Annotated in this window: 15 protein-coding genes; 5 read left to right on the plus strand and 10 right to left on the minus strand. The window is 69.7% G+C overall.

Annotated elements, in window-relative coordinates; translation table 11 throughout:
- Window positions 1-2: 2 nt before the first annotated feature.
- Window positions 3-1,409: an ethanolamine ammonia-lyase subunit EutB gene (locus tag A5773_RS06935; RefSeq protein ID WP_067790255.1), complete on the plus strand. Its 1,407-nt coding sequence runs from the start codon at window positions 3-5 to the stop codon at window positions 1,407-1,409.
- Entirely contained in the window at window positions 1,409-2,188 is a 780-nt protein-coding gene (eutC, locus tag A5773_RS06940; RefSeq protein WP_067790258.1) for an ethanolamine ammonia-lyase subunit EutC, read from the plus strand. Before A5773_RS06935 ends, eutC begins: the two co-directional genes overlap by 1 nt.
- Here eutC and A5773_RS06945 read toward each other — a convergent pair.
- The 8 genes from A5773_RS06945 to clpB form a co-directional block, all read right to left on the minus strand.
- Complete coding sequence (locus A5773_RS06945) at window positions 2,185-2,832, minus strand: SRPBCC family protein (RefSeq protein WP_067790261.1); 648 nt, start codon at window positions 2,830-2,832, stop codon at window positions 2,185-2,187. The two genes, eutC and A5773_RS06945, sit on opposite strands and share 4 nt — an antisense overlap.
- Before the next feature lie 57 nt (window positions 2,833-2,889).
- Window positions 2,890-4,032, minus strand: coding sequence for an XdhC family protein (locus A5773_RS06950; protein ID WP_082948128.1), 1,143 nt, complete (start codon window positions 4,030-4,032; stop codon window positions 2,890-2,892).
- A gap of 130 nt (window positions 4,033-4,162) precedes the next feature.
- Window positions 4,163-4,807, minus strand: coding sequence for an RNA methyltransferase (locus tag A5773_RS06955; protein WP_067790311.1), 645 nt, complete (start codon window positions 4,805-4,807; stop codon window positions 4,163-4,165).
- On the minus strand, window positions 4,804-5,712 hold the full coding sequence (locus tag A5773_RS06960) for a hypothetical protein (protein ID WP_067790264.1): 909 nt from the start codon (window positions 5,710-5,712) through the stop codon (window positions 4,804-4,806). The genes A5773_RS06955 and A5773_RS06960 overlap by 4 nt, the downstream gene beginning before the upstream one ends.
- 1 nt (window position 5,713) lies before the next feature.
- Window positions 5,714-6,259, minus strand: coding sequence for an orotate phosphoribosyltransferase (gene pyrE, locus A5773_RS06965; protein WP_067790267.1), 546 nt, complete (start codon window positions 6,257-6,259; stop codon window positions 5,714-5,716).
- Window positions 6,246-7,019: an SDR family oxidoreductase gene (locus A5773_RS06970; protein ID WP_067790314.1), complete on the minus strand. Its 774-nt coding sequence runs from the start codon at window positions 7,017-7,019 to the stop codon at window positions 6,246-6,248. The genes pyrE and A5773_RS06970 overlap by 14 nt, the downstream gene beginning before the upstream one ends.
- A 54-nt stretch (window positions 7,020-7,073) precedes the next feature.
- A complete protein-coding gene (gene ttfA / locus A5773_RS06975; protein ID WP_067790271.1) occupies window positions 7,074-7,934 on the minus strand; it encodes a trehalose monomycolate transport factor TtfA in 861 nt (286 codons plus the stop codon).
- 103 nt (window positions 7,935-8,037) lie between these two features.
- Window positions 8,038-10,584 (minus strand): ATP-dependent chaperone ClpB, encoded by a 2,547-nt coding sequence (gene clpB, locus A5773_RS06980; protein WP_066947628.1) that lies wholly within the window; start codon window positions 10,582-10,584, stop codon window positions 8,038-8,040.
- A 125-nt stretch (window positions 10,585-10,709) separates the two neighbouring features.
- Between clpB and A5773_RS06985 the strand changes: the two genes are divergently transcribed.
- A complete protein-coding gene (locus A5773_RS06985) occupies window positions 10,710-11,135 on the plus strand; it encodes a DUF3060 domain-containing protein (RefSeq protein WP_082948129.1) in 426 nt (141 codons plus the stop codon).
- Between the two features lie 5 nt (window positions 11,136-11,140).
- On the opposite strand, the gene A5773_RS06990 is transcribed toward A5773_RS06985, so the two are convergent.
- Window positions 11,141-11,794 (minus strand): TetR family transcriptional regulator, encoded by a 654-nt coding sequence (locus tag A5773_RS06990; protein ID WP_082948130.1) that lies wholly within the window; start codon window positions 11,792-11,794, stop codon window positions 11,141-11,143.
- Between the two features lie 69 nt (window positions 11,795-11,863).
- Between A5773_RS06990 and A5773_RS06995 the strand changes: the two genes are divergently transcribed.
- A complete protein-coding gene (locus tag A5773_RS06995; protein WP_066947617.1) occupies window positions 11,864-13,036 on the plus strand; it encodes an FAD-binding oxidoreductase in 1,173 nt (390 codons plus the stop codon).
- A gap of 2 nt (window positions 13,037-13,038) precedes the next feature.
- Window positions 13,039-13,941: an aldose 1-epimerase gene (locus A5773_RS07000; RefSeq protein ID WP_066947614.1), complete on the plus strand. Its 903-nt coding sequence runs from the start codon at window positions 13,039-13,041 to the stop codon at window positions 13,939-13,941.
- An 81-nt stretch (window positions 13,942-14,022) separates the two neighbouring features.
- Here A5773_RS07000 and A5773_RS07005 read toward each other — a convergent pair whose 3' ends face one another.
- Window positions 14,023-16,587: an AAA family ATPase gene (locus A5773_RS07005; protein WP_067790277.1), complete on the minus strand. Its 2,565-nt coding sequence runs from the start codon at window positions 16,585-16,587 to the stop codon at window positions 14,023-14,025.
- Window positions 16,588-16,644 lie beyond the last annotated feature (57 nt).

Below are 16,644 nucleotides of genomic sequence, written 5' to 3' on the forward strand. Positions count from 1 at the left end.
ATATGCGCTACCGGCAAACCATTTCGGGGACCACGCACACCTTCTCCGGCCTGGTCGACGTGATGGCGAAGGCGACGCCGTTGCGCTCCGGCGACCAGCTCGCGGGTTGCGCCGCCGGCTCCGATGCGGAACGGGCGGCGGCAGCATGGGTGCTGGCCGACATACCGCTGGCGACGTTCCTCACCGATGTGGTCGTGCCGTATGAGACCGACGAGGTCACCCGGCTCATCATCGACGGCCACGACCGCGATGCGTTCGGACCGATCGCGGACCTGACCGTGGGTGGCTTGCGCGACTGGCTGCTGGATGCGGCGTCGCGTGACGACGGCGCGGCGCGGATCGCGGCGATATCCCCCGGGCTGACACCGGAAATGGTTGCCGCGGTGTCGAAGATCATGCGCAACCAGGACCTGATCCTGGTGGCCGCCGCGGCGACGACCACCGCGGCCTTCCGGACCACGATCGGTTTGCCGGGCACGCTCGCGACCCGGTTGCAGCCCAACCATCCCACCGACGACCCGCGCGGGATCGCGGCGGCGCTGCTCGACGGCCTGCTGATGGGCTGCGGTGACGCCGTGATCGGCATCAACCCGGCGACCGACTCGCCGCACGCGGCGTCGGAGCTGCTGCACCTGCTCGACGACATTCGCCAGCGGTTCGCGATCCCCGTCCAATCCTGCGTCCTGTGCCACGTCACGACCACGATGGAGCTGATCGACCGGGGCGCGCCCGTCGACCTGGTTTTCCAGTCGATCGCGGGCACCGAGGGCGCCAATTCCTCGTTCGGGACCTCCATCGGCATGCTCATGGAGGCCAACGAGGCCGCCCGATCGCTGCGCCGCGGCACCCTCGGCGACAACGTCATGTATCTGGAGACGGGGCAAGGTGCGGCCCTGTCGGCCGGTGCCCACCTGGGTGTGGGTGACAAGCCGGTCGATCAGCAGACGCTGGAGGCGCGGGCCTACGCGGTGGCCCGGGCACTGCAGCCGCTGTTGATCGACACCGTCGTCGGATTCATCGGACCCGAGTACCTCTACGACGGCAAGCAGATCATCCGCGCCGGGCTGGAAGACAACTTCTGCGGGAAACTGCTCGGCCTGCCGATGGGCGTCGACGTCTGCTATACCAACCATGCCGAGGCCGACCAGGACGACATGGACACGCTGCTGACCCTGCTCGGCGCGGCGGGCACCGCGTTCGTCATCACGGTTCCCGGCGCCGACGACGTCATGCTCGGCTACCAAAGCCTGTCCTTTCACGATGTGCTGTACGTGCGAAAAGCGTTGGGGCTGCGGCCCGCACCCGAATTCGAAGCTTGGTTGGCCGGCCTGGGCATGGTCGACGCCGACGGCCGGATCCTGCCCGTCGACCTCGCGACGTCGCCGCTGCGGGCGCTGGCGGCCGGCTGATGGACGACATCTGGGCGCCCCTGCGCGCCACCACGCAGGCGCGCATCGGGCTCGGGCGGGCGGGCAACTCGCTGCCGACCCGGCGCGTGCTGGAATTTCAGGCCGCACATGCCGCGGCCCGCGACGCCGTCCACGAGCCACTCGACGTCGAGGGCCTCGTCGCGCGGTTGCGCGACTTGAACGTCAAAGGCATCGACGAGCCGCTGCGGGTGTGCAGCCGGGCGACCTCGCGCGGCGAGTACCTGCGCCGGCCCGACCTCGGCCGCAGCCCGGCCGACCTGTCGGGTCTGCGAAAGACCAAGGCGGACATCGGTTTTGTCCTCGCCGACGGGCTCTCACCGCGCGCCCTGACCGACCATGCGGCGGGCATGGTCGACGCGCTGGTTCGCGAATTCGACGGCCGCTACCGGATTGCGCCGCCGGTCATCGCGACCCAGGCGCGCGTCGCGCTCGGCGACCACATCGGTCAAGCCCTCGGCGTCGCAACGGTTCTCGTGCTCATCGGTGAGCGCCCGGGCCTGTCGGTCGCCGACAGCCTGGGCATCTACTTGACGCACCGACCGAGGCCGGGGCTCACCGACGCCGACCGCAACTGCATCTCCAACATCCATCCGCCCGACGGCCTCGACTACCCGACGGCCGCGGCCGTCGCCGCCGCGCTGGTGGCCGGGGCCCGCGAACTCGGCCGCTCCGGCGTCGCCCTCAAAGACACAACGCGAGCGGCAACCGGCCTAACCCAGTCGCCGCCCGCGCCGGCAGAAATAGATCGGCCGTCCTAACGCCGGCGGCCGAGCAGCCAACCCAGCACCAGCGCGGCGAGCACGGCCAGCACCAGCGGGGCGTACTTCTTCACCTGGTCGCCGCCGGCCAGCTCGAGCAGGTCGATCGGTGCGGGCTCCGCGGCGGGGGCCGCGTGCCGCGGCTCGGGGACGGGTCCGACCTGCGGGGGACCCTCCGGCGTGGCCGGCGCCGCCACACTCTGCGCGGCCAGTTCGGCTTCGAGCGATTCCACGAACTGGCCCAGCAGCTTCTCCGACACCTGCTGCAGCATGCCGCTGCCGAACTGGGCCAGCTTGCCCGCGATCTTGAGGTCGGTGTCGACGGTAACGCCGGTGCGCTCGCCGTCCTCGTAGAGCTGGGCGGTGACCGTCGCGGCCGCGTTGCCGGTCCCCCGCGTCTCCTTGCCCTTGGCGTCGATGACCGCCCGGTACTGGCCGCGGTCGTGCTCGACGAAACGCACCTTGCCGCTGAACTCGCTGGTGACCGGTCCGACCTTCACCTTGACCTTGCCGAGGTAGTCGTCGGCCTCGTGGCCGGTCAGCGCCGCCCCGGGCATCAGCGGGATCACCTGTTCGAGGTCGCTCAGCACGTCCCAGGCCCGGTCGATGGGGGCGCTGACGGTGAACCGGTTGGCGATCTTCATGCGAGGGTCCTCTCGTGGGCGGCGGCGACGGCGTCGATCACTAGCCTACGGGCGACACTACGGAAGTAGAGTCGGGTCCCCGGCATCGTGGTGGATGCGCCCGGCGATCTGGGCCAGCGGGCGGCCACCGCCGCCCCAGCGCTTGGCGATGATGTCGGCGGCGATCGAGACCGCGGTCTCCTGCGGGGTGCGCGCGCCCAGGTCCAGCCCTATGGGGCTGGAGAGCCGGCCCAGCTCGGCGTCGGTCAGGCCGGCGGCTTTGAGCCGGTTCAGGCGGTCGTCGTGGGTGCGCCGCGACCCCATCGCCCCGACGTAGCCGACCTCGGGCAGGCGCAGCGCAACTTCGAGCACAGGCACGTCGAACTTCGGGTCGTGGGTGAGCACGCAGATCACCGTGTGGCGGTCGACGGCGCCCGCCTCGGCCTGGGCGGTCAGATAGCGGTGGGGCCAGTCGACGACGACCTCGTCGGCCGTCGGGAAGCGCGCCCGGGTGGCGAACACCGGGCGGGCGTCGCACACGGTGACGCGGTAGCCGAGGAACGAGCCCTGCCGGGCCAGCGCGGCCGCGAAGTCGATCGCGCCGAACACCAGCATCCGCGGCGGCGGCGCGTAGCTGGCCACGAAGACCTCCATGCCGTCGCCGAGCCGCTGCCCGTCGGGCCCGTACTTGAGGACCTCGCTGCGCCCCAGCGCGAGCAGGCCGCGCGCGTCGTCGGCGACGGCGGAGTCGGCGCGGGCCGAACCCAGCGACCCCGCCATCCCGTCGGGCCGGATGACCACCCGCCGGCCCACCCAGGACGGGTCCGGGTGCGCGATCACGGTCGCAGTCGCCACCGCGCGGCGCTCGGCGATGTCGTCGGCCACCGCGCCGAGTTCGGGAAACGACGCGCGCGAGACCGGCTCGACGAAGACGTCGATGACGCCGCCGCACGTCAGGCCGACCGCGAAGGCGTCGTCATCGCTGACGCCGTAGCGTTCCAGCCGCGCGGCCCCGGTTTTCGTGGCCTCGGTCGCGAGCTCGTACACCGCGCCCTCCACGCAGCCACCCGACACCGACCCGGTGACCGAGCCGTCCGGGGCCACCACCATCGAGGCTCCCGGCGGCCGCGGCGCGGACCGGAAGGTGCGCACCACCGTGCCCAGCCCCGCGGTGTCGCCGGCGCGCCAGATCGACATCAGCTCGGCAAGCACGTCACGCACCCGTCCAACGTAGGCGGGCAGCCATGACCCGGCTTGACTTCGGGTGCAAATCGCTGGCGTTGAGGGTGCGCGGAAGGCGGCGACCCCCAAGGAATCCCCGCCGTGAGCGCACACCCGACGCGGGCGGCCGCTACCAAGCCCGGGACAGGTCCGCGTGCTGTCGAATCCAGGCGTGCATCGCGATCCCGGCGGCCACGCCGGCATTGATGCTGCGGGTCGAGCCGAACTGGGCGATCGACACCGTCGTGGCCGCGCCCGCCCGGATGTCGTCGGTGATGCCCGGCCCCTCCTGACCGAACACCAGCAGGCACTCCCGCGGCAGCTCGGCCTCCTCCAGACGGACCGCCCCCGGCACGTTGTCCACCGCGACCACCGTCAGCCCCGCCCGCACGGCGAAGTCCAGCAGTTCGGCGGTGCTGTCGTGGTGGCACAGCCGCTGATAGCGGTCGGTCACCATGGCGCCGCGGCGATTCCAGCGCCGCCGGCCCACGATGTGCACGGTGTGCACCGCGAAGGAGTTGGCGGTGCGCACCACCGAGCCGATGTTGGCGTCGTACCCGAAGTTCTCGATCGCCACGTGCAGCGGGTGCCGCCGCCGATCGATGTCGGCGATGATCGCCTCCCGCGTCCAGTACCGGTACGCGTCGACGACGTTGCGAGTGTCGCCCTCGCGCAACAGGACTGGGTCATAACGCGGGTCGTCGGGCAGGTCGCCCGCCCAGGGCCCGACCCCGCCGCCCGGCGCGCCCCACTCGGTCGGCCCCGCATCGGTCATCGCGGCGTCCACACACCGGCGTGGGTGCCGTCGACGGCCACCGTCGCGTAGAGCAACGCCTCGGTGATCTCGCCCTGGGTGCACAGCGACGCGCTGACGTGCACCGCGTCCAGCGAGGCGTCGGGCAGGATCAGCACCGACGACCCGTACGCCGCGCAGGCCGGGTTCAGACCGGCGCCGGGCAGCGTCGGCGAAGCGAGCAGCATCAGCGGACCTCCGCGGTTGGCCGAGTCGTCGCGGTACCGGGCCGCCAGCCCGTCGGCCTCCAGGCCCAGCAGCATGTAGCCGTTGCCGTTGAACGCCGCGGGGTCGCCGAGCTGCGCCTTGGTCACCGGGGCGCCGTCGGCGCGCCAGGCCGACAGGCTGGTGGTCTTGACCGCCAGGCCGGTGTCGTTGGCGTTGGTGGGCATCAGCCCCACCGGGAAGGCGGCCGGGTAGGCCGCCGAGGTGTTCGGGATCCGGTCGCGCGGCGAGTAGCTGTACACACCGCGGACCTGACTCCGATCCTTCAGTGGCCCAAGGCAAACCGTGCCGGTCAGCCGCTCACCGGGCGCCGACAGCGGCGAGTGGACGTCGGGCACTTTGGCCGTCGCCCGGTCGCAGCTGCCCAGTCCGGTCGACTCGATCGGATGCGACAGCGCGCCGTAGAGGCCGAACCGGATGTCCTCGGCTTTGGCACGGGGCGCGTGCGGGTCGGCCGCGGAGGCGTCCACGTCGATGAGCACGTAGTCGCCGTCCCAGCGCAGGTTCGACACCGCCATGTTCCAGCCCAGCAGCGAAAGCGACTCCCCGAGCCGCGCGCCCTGGGCGCCGTAGGGGCGAACAGGTTGGCTGGACCCCGAGCAGCCCGTCAGCAGGGCCAGCGCGCAGGCCGCTATCGCGAGGAGGTGCGCACGGCGCTGCAACCTAGCCCAGCCCCAGATCGGCAAGGCCCAGCACGCTGCGATAGGGCAGGCCCTCGGCCTGGATCGCCTCGGCGGCGCCGGTGGACCGGTCCACGACCGTCGCCACGCCGACCACCTGCCCGCCCGCCTCTTGGACGGCGCGCACCGCCGTGAGCGCCGACGCGCCCGTGGTGCTGGTGTCCTCGACGACCAGCACCCGCTTACCGGCGACCTCGGATCCCTCGATAAGGCGTTGCAGCCCATGGGTTTTCGCGGACTTGCGCACCACGAACGCGTCGATCGGGCGGCCCGGCGCGTGCATGACGGCCGTGGCGACCGGGTCGGCGCCCAGAGTCAGCCCGCCGACCACGTCGTAGTCCCAGGCGCTGGTGAGGTCGCGCATCAGCGTCCCGATCAGGGCGGAGGCCCGGTGGTGCAGGGTGGCGCGGCGCAGGTCGACGTAGTAGTCGGCCTCCTTGCCGGACGACAGGGTGACCCGGCCATGCACCACCGACAGCCGGCGGACCAGCTCGGCCAGCTCCGCGCGCAACGACTCAGGTCCGGCCACTGCCACCACCGATCCGCTTGGTCACGGCCCGCATCAGCGTCCGCGGGATCATCCGCTCGGCGGCGATGATCGCCTTGTATTGCAGGCCAGGGATGCTGATCACCTTGCCGCGGGCGATATCGGCCAGGCTCTGGTTCACCACGTCGTCGACCTCGAGCCACATGAATGACGGCGACTTGGCCATCTCGATCCCGGCCCGGGCGTGAAATTCCGTGCGCACGTAGCCCGGACACACGGCGTGCACTCCCACGCCGGTGCCCTGCAGGCCTACGGACAGGCCCTCGCTGAACGAGATCACCCACGCCTTGGACGCCGAGTAGGTCGACCCGCGTCCCGGCACCAGGCCGGCGACGCTGGCGATGTTGATGACGGTGCCGGCGCCCGCGTCGAGCATGGCCGGCAGGGCCGCGCGGGTGAGGTGCATGACCGCGGTGACGTTGACGTCGAGCTGCGATTGCAGCAGCGCGGGGTCGGTGGCCCAGAAGTCGCCCGAGGTGCCGAAGCCCGCGTTGTTCACCAGGACGCGGACGCCCTGGGCCAGGCGTTCGCAGACCTTGGCGCGACCGGCGGCGTCGGCCAGGTCGGCGGGCAGCACCTCGACGTTGCCGGCCCGGCCCTCCAGCTCGCGCGCCAGTTCGTGCAGCCGGTCGACGTCGCGGGCGACCAGGACCAGGTCGTAGCCGTCGCTCGCATAGCGTCGCGCGAAGCCGGCGCCGATCCCAGACGTGGGCCCGGTGATCAGGGCGACAGGACGAGGCATGAGCGACATCCTAATGACGGCGGCCGCGCCGCCCACCCGGCGCCCGGCGCGCCGTCAGTGCTGATAGTTGGTGGCCTGGTGGCCGTTGCGCCCGGCCGGCGGCGGGCGGCGAACGGCGTCCGAGCCGCGCTGCTCCCGGCGGATCGGCTCGGCCGGCCGGCGAGCGGGAGCGTCGCCCAGCAGCCCCGTGACGTCCTGCTGCGCGCGCCGGGGCGGCAACTCCGCGCGGCCGGCCGGGGCCAGCGGGCGGCTCGGCGACGCGTTGCGCGGCCCCGCGGGCACGCCCGCCTCCTGCTGGGTTTCCTCCGGCAGCGGCGGCAACACCCGCAGCAGGTCGTTGAACTGCCGCACGGTGCGCAGCCCCTCGTCCCACTGGGTGCGGGTGCTGGTGATCGGCAGGGCGACCAGCGTCCAGTTCTGCTCGTTCCACATGATCTCGGCGCAATCCGGTGCGGTGTGCGCGAAGGTGACCATGCGGCGGTCGCAGGCGCGCCGGGCGGCGTCCAGGTTGGTGGAGTACACCATCCGCGGGCCGATCGCACCGAGCAGCCAAATGTCGCTCTCCCGGGGCTCTTTCAGTCCCTTGAGCCGCAGGTCCACCACGACGTTGGTGCCCACCTTGCGGTGCAGCGCGATCACGGTGGCGACTTCCTCGAGGTCGAAGATGTACACGGCCTCGCCGCGGATCTGGCCCAGCACCACGTTCTCGGCGGCGATGTCGCCCACGGTCGAGATCACACCGCGCTTCCAGCGCTTGAGGATGTCGGCCGATTCACGCTCGTAGTCGAACCCGTGCGACCGCGCCCACGACCTGCGGCGCCTGCTGCGTCCGCGGCGTCGATCGAGGTCGACGTACAGCAACACCCCCGCGCCGACGAAGCACAGCGCGGACAGCGTGAACCAAAGGGGGACCATCCCACACAGGGTATCTGCATTTCCGCCGGAATAAAGAAGTCCGGCTGGTCACAACCCAATTACAGCGTGGCGGCTCGCCACCAATGGGACGGTCCCCCCGGGGTCAGCCCAGGATCAGCGAATCGCCGTCCGGGCTGACGTTCACCGGAACGGTGTCGCCGTCGTGCACGTCGCCGGCCAGCAACAGCTTGGCCAGCTGGTCGCCGATGGCCTGCTGCACCAACCGGCGCAGCGGCCGGGCGCCGTAGACCGGGTCGAACCCGCGCTGGGCCAGCCACTGCTTGGCCGGCAGCGACACCTCCAGCGTGAGGCGGCGCTGCGCCAGCCGCTTCTGCAGCTGGGCCAGTTGGATGTCGACGATCGACACCAGCTCGCCGGGCTCGAGGCCGTGGAAGATGATCACGTCGTCGAGCCGGTTGATGAACTCGGGCTTGAACGCCGAGCGCACCGCGGCCATCACCTGCTCCTCGCTGCCGCCCGACCCGAGGTTGGACGTCAGGATCAGGATGGTGTTGCGGAAGTCGACCGTGCGGCCCTGCCCGTCGGTGAGCCGGCCCTCGTCGAGCACCTGCAGCAGCACGTCGAACACGTCCGGGTGCGCCTTTTCGATCTCGTCGAACAGGATCACCGTGTACGGCCGCCGCCGCACCGCCTCGGTCAGCTGACCACCCTGGTCGTAGCCGATGTAACCCGGAGGGGCGCCGACGAGCCGTGCGACCGAGTGCTTCTCGCCGTACTCGCTCATGTCGATGCGGACCATCGCGCGTTCGTCGTCGAACAGGAACTCCGCCAACGCCTTGGCCAGCTCGGTCTTACCGACACCGGTCGGCCCGAGGAACATGAACGACCCGGTCGGCCGGTTGGGGTCGGCGACGCCGGCCCGGCTGCGGCGCACCGCGTCGGAAACCGCGGTCACCGCCTTCTTCTGGCCGATGACGCGCTTGCCCAGCTCGTCTTCCATGCGCAGCAGCTTGGCGGTCTCGCCCTCGAGCATCCGCCCGGCCGGGATGCCGGTCCACGCCGACACCACGTCGGCGATGTCGTCGGGTCCGACCTCCTCCTTGAGCATCACGTTCTCGCGCGCCTCGGCGTGCGGCAGTGCGGCGTCGAGTTTCTTCTCCACCTCGGGAATCCGCCCGTAGCGCAGCTCGGCGGCCTTGGCCAGGTCGCCGTCGCGCTCGGCGCGCTCGGACTCCCCGCGCAGCGTGTCCAACTGCTCCTTGAGCTCGCGGACCGCGTCGATCGCGCTCTTCTCGTTCTGCCAGCGGGTGGTCAGCTCGGCCAGCTTCTCCTTCTGGTCGGCCAGCTCGGAGCGCAGCTTCTCCAGCCGCTCCTTGGACGCCTCGTCCTCTTCCTTGGCCAGCGCCATCTCCTCGATCTCGAGGCGGCGCACCAGGCGCTCGACCTCGTCGATCTCGACGGGCCGCGAGTCGATCTCCATCTTCAAGCGCGACGCGGCCTCGTCGACCAGGTCGATGGCCTTGTCCGGCAGGAAGCGGGCGGTGATGTAGCGGTCGCTCAAAGTGGCCGCGGCGACCAGGGCCGAGTCGGTGATGCGCACACCGTGGTGCACCTCGTAGCGGTCCTTGAGCCCGCGCAGGATGCCGACGGTGTCCTCCACCGACGGCTCGCCGACCAGCACCTGCTGGAAGCGCCGCTCCAGCGCGGCGTCCTTTTCGATGTACTTGCGGTACTCGTCGAGCGTGGTGGCGCCGACCAGCCGCAGCTCGCCCCGGGCCAGCATCGGCTTGATCATGTTGCCGGCGTCCATGGCGCCCTCGCCGGTCGCGCCCGCCCCGACGATCGTGTGCAGCTCGTCGATGAACGTGATGATCTGCCCGGCGGAGTTCTTGATGTCGTCGAGGACGGCCTTCAGCCGCTCCTCGAACTCGCCGCGGTACTTGGCGCCGGCCACCATCGAGCCGAGGTCCAGGCTGATGACGGTCTTGTCGCGCAGGCTCTCCGGCACGTCGCCCGCCACGATCCGCTGGGCCAGGCCCTCGACGATCGCGGTCTTGCCGACGCCGGGCTCACCGATGAGCACCGGGTTGTTCTTGGTGCGCCGCGACAGCACCTGCACCACGCGGCGGATCTCGTTGTCCCGCCCGATGACCGGGTCGAGCTTGCCTTCCCGGGCGCGGGCGGTCAGGTCGGTCGAGTACTTCTCCAGCGCCTGATAGGTGGCCTCGGGCTCGGGGCTGGTGACGCGGGCGCTGCCGCGGACCTTGACGAAGCCGTCGCGCAGGGCCTGCGGCGACGCGCCGTGGCCGGTCAACAGCTTCGCGACGTCGGAATCACCGGTGGCCAGACCGACCAGCAGGTGCTCGGTCGAGACGTACTCGTCGTCCATCTCCACGGCCAGGTGCTGGGCGGTGGTGATGGCGGCCAGCGATTCGCGCGACAGCTGCGGCTGCGAGCTGGCGCCGCTGGCCTGCGGCAGCCGTTCGACCAGGTGCTCGGCCTCGGTTCGAATTGTCGCGGGCTGGACGCCGACAGCCTCCAACAGCGGTCCCGCGATGCCGTCGGCCTGCGTGAGCAGGGCCATCAGCAGGTGCGCGGGGCGGATCTCGGGGTTGCCGGCGGCCGAGGCCGCCTGAAGCGCCGAGGTCAGGGCCGCTTGCGTCTTGGTTGTCGGGTTGAAAGAGTCCACGACGCCTCCGTTCGCATAAGTAGGGAAAATGCTTGTCGCGTTGTTCAACGCCGTCAAGGTTGAGTGTGTTCCGCTCAAGTCTAACGAGTTTTGGACGATATGGTGCGCGGGGTACCCACCTGGCGATGACGCAGACCGAACCGCACCAGGAGCGGGCCGAGGCGGGCCGCGTCCGCGGCGCGTTCCGGCTGGCCATCGTGGTCGCCGGGCTGTCGCTGGCGGGACTCGCCGTAGCCGGGTTCCGCACCGACCTCGGCGGGGCCGGACCGTCGGCGACCGTCCCGGAGTCGGGCACGTTGCAGGTCAACGGCACCGGCACGTCGAAGACCATCCGCTGCCAGGGCGGCTACCTGTCAGTCAGCGGCCAGACCAACACCGTCACCGTCACCGGGCACTGCACCAGCGTCAGTGTCTCCGGCCACGGCAACCGCGTCGCGGTCGACAGCGCGGACGCGGTCAGCACCTCCGGGACCGGCAACGCGGTCACCTTCCACTGGGGGTCACCGAACGTCGTCAACGCCGGGACGACCAACACCGTCAAGCAGGGCTGAGCCGGTCACGGGCGATAGCCGGCCGGCAGGTCCAGCTCGTCCACGTCCGCGGTCAGATAGCGCTGCACGCTGGGCGCGATCAGCGCGACCACCTCGTCGGTGCCGAGATCGGCCAGCGGGCCCACCTTCATCACATAGCGGAACAGCGCGGTGCCGACCAGGTTGGTGCCGGCGAGGTTGGCCCGCAGCAAGGTGTCCGGACCCTCACCCAGGACGCCGGAGATGGCCGCCATCACGTAACCGCGCATGAAATCGCGGAAGGCCTCGTGCGCGTCGGAATTCAGCATCGCCGAGTGCATCATGGCGACCATGGTCGGCCCGGTCTCCGGCTCGTCCCAGATCTGCAGGTAGGCCCGCACCAACCGGGCGCCGATGTCGGCGCGCGAGCCGCCGGTCATCGCGGCGACCAGCACGCCGCCATCCAGGACCAGCCGCATCGACTCACGGAACAGCTCGGCCTTGGACCCGAACAGGTACAGCACCATCGCGGCGTCCACGTGGGCGTCCTCGCCGATCTCACGCAGCGTCGTCTTCTCGTAGCCCTGGGCGGCGAATCGCTGCTTGGCCGCGCGGAGCACCACATCCTTCGACACGGGCTCGCCCTGGCGGCGGCCCCTGCGCTTTCGCGCATCGGATGGGGAAGCAGCAGGTGACGGCATACGACGACGGTATCATTTCATTAATTGTTGAAAATATCCCGACGGCCGGCGCGCCTAGAATCGGGCCCCGTGGGGCTCGAGGACACCGAAGCGTTGCGGGTGCTGCGCGACGCCTTCGCGCAGCAGGAGTCGGGCCCCGGCAACGAACTCGTCCGCCGGTTCTACACCCACTGGTTCGGCATGGACGTGTCGGTACGCGACCTGTTCCCGCCCGAAATGGGCGGGCAGCGGATCGCTTTCGCCCACGCCCTGCACTGGGTGTACGGCGAACTCGTCGCCCAGCGCGCCCAGGAACCGGTCGCCTTCCTGGCTCAGCTCGGTCGGGACCACCGCAAATACGGTGTGCTGCCCCAGCATTACGACACGTTGCAGCGCGCGTTGTTGTCGACGTTGCGCACCCATCTCGGCGATGCCTGGACCGACTCCGTCGACGAGGCGGCCGACCAGTCGCTCAACCTGATCGTCGGGGTGATGCGCGGCGCCGCGGACGCCGAGGAGGGGCCCGCCTGGTGGGACGGCACGGTCATCGAACACATGCGAGTCTCCCGCGACCTTGCGGTGGTCCGGCTGCAGCTCGACCGCCCGATGGACTATCACGCCGGCCAGTACGTCAACGTCCACGTCCCGCAGTGCCCGCGCCGCTGGCGGTACCTGTCGCCCGCCATCCCGGCGGATCCCGGCGGCGGCATCGAGTTCCACATCCGCGTGGTGCCCGGCGGCTTGGTCAGTACCGCCATCGTCAACGAGACCCGGCCCGGCGACCGGTGGCGGCTGTCCAGTCCGCACGGCGGTCTGCGGGTCGACCGGGACGGCGGCGACGTGCTGATGGTCGCCGGTAGCACCGGGCTGGCACCGCTGCGGGCGCTGATCATGGACCTGAGCCGGTACGCGGTGAACCCGCGGGTGCACCTGTTCTTCGGCGCCCGCTACCGCTGCGAGCTCTATGACCTGCCCACCCTGTGGCAGGTGGCGTCCCACAATCCATGGCTGTCGGTGTCGCCGGTGTCGGAGTACAGCGCCGACCCGGCATGGGCCGCCGACTATCCCGACTGCACGCCGCCACGCGGCCTGCATGTGCGGCAGACCGGCCGGCTCCCCGACGTGGTGACCAAATACGGCGGGTGGGGCGACCGGCAGATCCTGATCTGCGGCGGGCCGGCGATGGTGCGGGCCACCAAGGCCGCCCTGATCGCCAAAGGCGCTCCGCCGGAACATATCCAGCACGACCCACTGTGGAGGTAAGCATGCGCGTCGTCACCCTGCGCGACCCGGCGTCGCCGGTGGCCGCGGAGTTCGTGCCCGAGGCGGGCATGATCGGCACCTCGCTGAGCGATGCCGGCGTGGAGCTGCTCGGGCAACGGCGCGGGCTGGACGCCTACGTGGCGGCGGGCAAGACGATGGGCATCCCGATCCTGTACCCGTGGGCGAATCGGTTGGGCGAGAACACCTATACGGCCGAAGGCGTGACGGCGACGCTGACGCCGGGTGAAAACCGTGTCCGTGCCGATCCGAACGGGTTGCCGATCCATGGCGTGCTGGCCGCCTACCCGGGCTGGCGGGTGACCGCCGAGTCGGCCAACGAGTTGACCGCCGAGTTGGATTTCGCCGCCGACCCGCAATTGCTGGCCAGCTTCCCGTATCCGCATGTGCTGACGCTGGCGGTGCGGCTGGCCGAGCGGACGCTGACGGTGCGCACCACGGTGACCGCCACCGGCGCCCGCGCCGTCCCGCTGTGCTTCGGTTTTCACCCCTACCTACAAATCCCCGACGCGCCGCGCGCCGAGTGGGTGATCGAGACGCCGCCGCTGCGGCATCTGCGGCTCGACGACCTCGGGCTGCCCACCGGCGAATCCGAGCTCCCGGCAGCGCTCGCGGAGCCCTTGGGGGACAAGGCTTTTGACGACGCCTACGACCAGGTGCCCGACGGCGCGGTGTTCGCGGTCTCGGGGGGCGGGCGGCGCGTGGAGGTCCACTTCGAACGGGGGTATCCCGCGACGCAGATCTTCGCGCCCACCGGGGACGACCCCGCGAAACGCATCGTGTGCTTCGAGCCGATGACCGCGCCGACCGACGCGTTGCGCCGCGGCGGCTATCGCTGCGCGCGGCCGGGCGAGCCCGCGGTCACCCAGTTTTCGATCCGGGTCTGATCACAGTGACCACGCGAGTCACTGCGGTAGCTGCCGCCCACGGCGTTGCAGTCGACAGCGCAAAACGGGCGGCTACTCAACTTAGCTGCTGTTGCGGTACTTCTTCGTTCGCTTCTGCCAATCGACAAGCCGGTTGAGTGCGCCTTCGAGGTCGCCGGGCTCGGGTGCCACGTAGTTGGTTTCCTCCGCCTTATCGTGGCGGCGCGCCCACTTCGATGTCTCTCCGTAGCCTTCTTGCAGTTGCTGATCGTCGACCTCGGTCACCTGCGCGAGCACGCGAAATTTCTGCATTTGCACATGCGCCCGCCCTCGATCGAAGACTTGGTAGAGGATCTCGCTGGTGACGCAGCGCTCCCACGCCTCCGAGAGCTTGCCGGCCCAGGAAGCAACGCGTTCTTCGTAGTCGTCCTGGACCAGGCTCGGCCGCTCCTTGGTCAGCTTGGTCAGCTCGGTGCGCAGGTGGTCGATTCGCTGCGCGAAGTCTTTGGCTTTCCACGGCAGGAAGTCCAGGCAGACGCCCGGTTCCAATCCCTGGCGTTCGACGCACCTTCCAGCCACCGGCACACCCTCGCTGTCAGCTGCCGCGCTCAGGTCGCCGACGAAGGCGACGTCGTGGGTGAATACGACGACTTGCCGGTCCTTTGCGAGTTGCGCAAGACGCTGGGCGACCTTGTCCCGCCGTACGTGATCTAAGGAGGTCACTGGATCGTCGAAGATGATCGCCGATTTCGAATTGTCGAACTTGGCCTCGGTGAAGAAGCCGGCCAGGCCGAGCGCGGTCTGTTCGCCCTCGCTGAGCACGTGGTGTGCTGCGGCGCTTCGAACCGCGCCTAGCAGTGCTGGACGCTGGGTGAGTTGCCCTTTGCGGCCGCCGAGATCGTCGAGCGTGACGCGGCGCAGATGCAGGCGTTCGGTTTCGCGTGTGAACTCGTCGAGAATGACTTTTGTCGCATACTGGCGGGTGAGCGCTGAGGCTTTCTGGGTGATGGCGTTGGTGTCGGCGGCGCTGCGCGCAGTCTTGAGAGCTGCGATCTTCTTGAGACGGTCAACCTCGTCTTTTAGCTGCTGTTTGGCTTCGCACAGCCGAGTAGTGGCTTGGAGCTCGGCTCGTTCTTTGGTGGCTGCAGCGAGTTCCTGTGCGAACTGTGCGGTATCGGTGCCCGCAGCCTGGGCCTTTAGCTGAACTGCCATTTCGTCGAGCCTGGAGATCACTGCGGTGGCCGGTAGTGGTCCAGCGTCCGGGCCAGCCTGGGTAAGGTAGTCGAGCACGCGGTCGCGGTACGGGCCGAGTGCGCCGAGCAAGGTCTCGACGTCGGCGCCCAACGTTGCGTCGTGAGCCTTGACCGTTCCGACCTGTGCGGCCAGCTCGGCAGAGGCGAACACCAGCGCTCGGACCTCATCGACTGAGGTGGCAAACGAAGCCTGGGCGCTTCGCGCATCGCGTTCGGTGGTGTCGGTCATGTACTGCTCAAAGCGACCAAGTCGGTCTCGGGCCGGTTCGTCGAGGGTCTGCTGGCACAGGACGCAGTGCGCGCCGTCGGCTGTGACTGGAAAGTCTTGCGATGGATACGCTTCGGTGACCGAGTAGTTGCGGGCCGATTGCCAGAGCAGTCGCCACGTGTCCGACCCGACGCCGTCGAGTGGTACATCTTCGAAGGTGTTCGCCGCGGCGATCGTCGCTGCGTTGCGCGCCATTCTCGCAGCGGTGCCGAGGGCAGCGCGGCCGGCGGTTTTCTCGGGAGTCAACGCGGCCACCAGCTGCCCGGCCGTCTTAGCCACTGCGGCACACGTCGCGGCGAGTCCTTCCAACCGCGCCTTCTCCTTTTGCGGATTGCTCGCATTGAGTTGCGCTTCCTTCTGCAGCGCCGCGGCCAGGCGCTTGGCATCCGGTATGTCGGCTGTGGCGTCGTCGATGGCGGTGTCAGTTGTCTTCGCCGAGAGCTTCGCCGCGAATGCCCCGGCGGCGGTATCGGAAGCGATGCCTAGGTTTAACGCGCCCGATTCCAACGACTTAATCAGGTCGGCGATCACCGACCGGACGCGATCGCACACCGCGATGAGTCCGTCGAGTAGCGAAAGTGACGATGGCCGATACGAGATCGTGGACTCCTTGGTCAGGTAGTCGTCACCGCAGTGCTCGTCGTAGAAGCGCATCCGCCGCAGTTCGGGCGGCGAGGGCGACGGGAAGCCGTGTGCCATGTCGGCATTGCCGACGGTGTACTGGAGGACCGCCTTCGGTTCAGGCGCACCCGCTCGGAAGACGTCTGGCAGGACGTCAGATGAGTGGCGCGCACCAACCAGCGCCTTTATCAACCGCGCATAGCCTGACTTGCCGCTGCCGTTGTCTCCGTAAATGATCGTGAGCCCCGTCGTTCCGAACCGCAGTGTCTGACCAGGGATCAAGGCGTTGACGCCGGCGACGTCGGTGATGGCTCGCAGAGATACCTGCTCGGTGGCATCGGGCTTCGGTGCGATGCTCTTCGCCTCTTGGCTCGGCGCGGCCTTGTCGCCTCCAAGGATCGCGTCTACGAGCCGTTCGATCTCCTGATCGGTATAGCTTTGACCGTTTGCGAGCGCTACCAGCACTTCCTGTTGCCAGGCAGGGCGCTGCAGCGCCCAAGCGATGATGTCGGCGTCGATCGTCACTACCCGATTCTGACATCAAAAAGCACCGCGAAGCGGAGCATGTGCCAGAGTTCCTTG

It is taken from the genome of Mycobacterium sp. 852014-52450_SCH5900713 (genome assembly GCF_001667075.1).
Taxonomy (GTDB): Bacteria; Actinomycetota; Actinomycetes; order Mycobacteriales; family Mycobacteriaceae; genus Mycobacterium.

Coding starts and splice junctions, on each gene's coding strand:
- A5773_RS06985 (WP_082948129.1), top strand. CDS start 10,710: ATGACGCAGACCGAACCGCACCAGGAGCGGGCCGAGGCGGGCCGCGTC.
- eutC (WP_067790258.1), top strand. CDS start 1,409: ATGGACGACATCTGGGCGCCCCTGCGCGCCACCACGCAGGCGCGCATC.
- A5773_RS06970 (WP_067790314.1), bottom strand. CDS start 7,019: ATGCCTCGTCCTGTCGCCCTGATCACCGGGCCCACGTCTGGGATCGGC.
- A5773_RS06945 (WP_067790261.1), bottom strand. CDS start 2,832: ATGAAGATCGCCAACCGGTTCACCGTCAGCGCCCCCATCGACCGGGCC.
- ttfA (WP_067790271.1), bottom strand. CDS start 7,934: ATGGTCCCCCTTTGGTTCACGCTGTCCGCGCTGTGCTTCGTCGGCGCG.
- A5773_RS06990 (WP_082948130.1), bottom strand. CDS start 11,794: ATGCCGTCACCTGCTGCTTCCCCATCCGATGCGCGAAAGCGCAGGGGC.
- A5773_RS06935 (WP_067790255.1), top strand. CDS start 3: ATGCGCTACCGGCAAACCATTTCGGGGACCACGCACACCTTCTCCGGC.
- A5773_RS07000 (WP_066947614.1), top strand. CDS start 13,039: ATGCGCGTCGTCACCCTGCGCGACCCGGCGTCGCCGGTGGCCGCGGAG.
- A5773_RS06955 (WP_067790311.1), bottom strand. CDS start 4,807: ATGACCGATGCGGGGCCGACCGAGTGGGGCGCGCCGGGCGGCGGGGTC.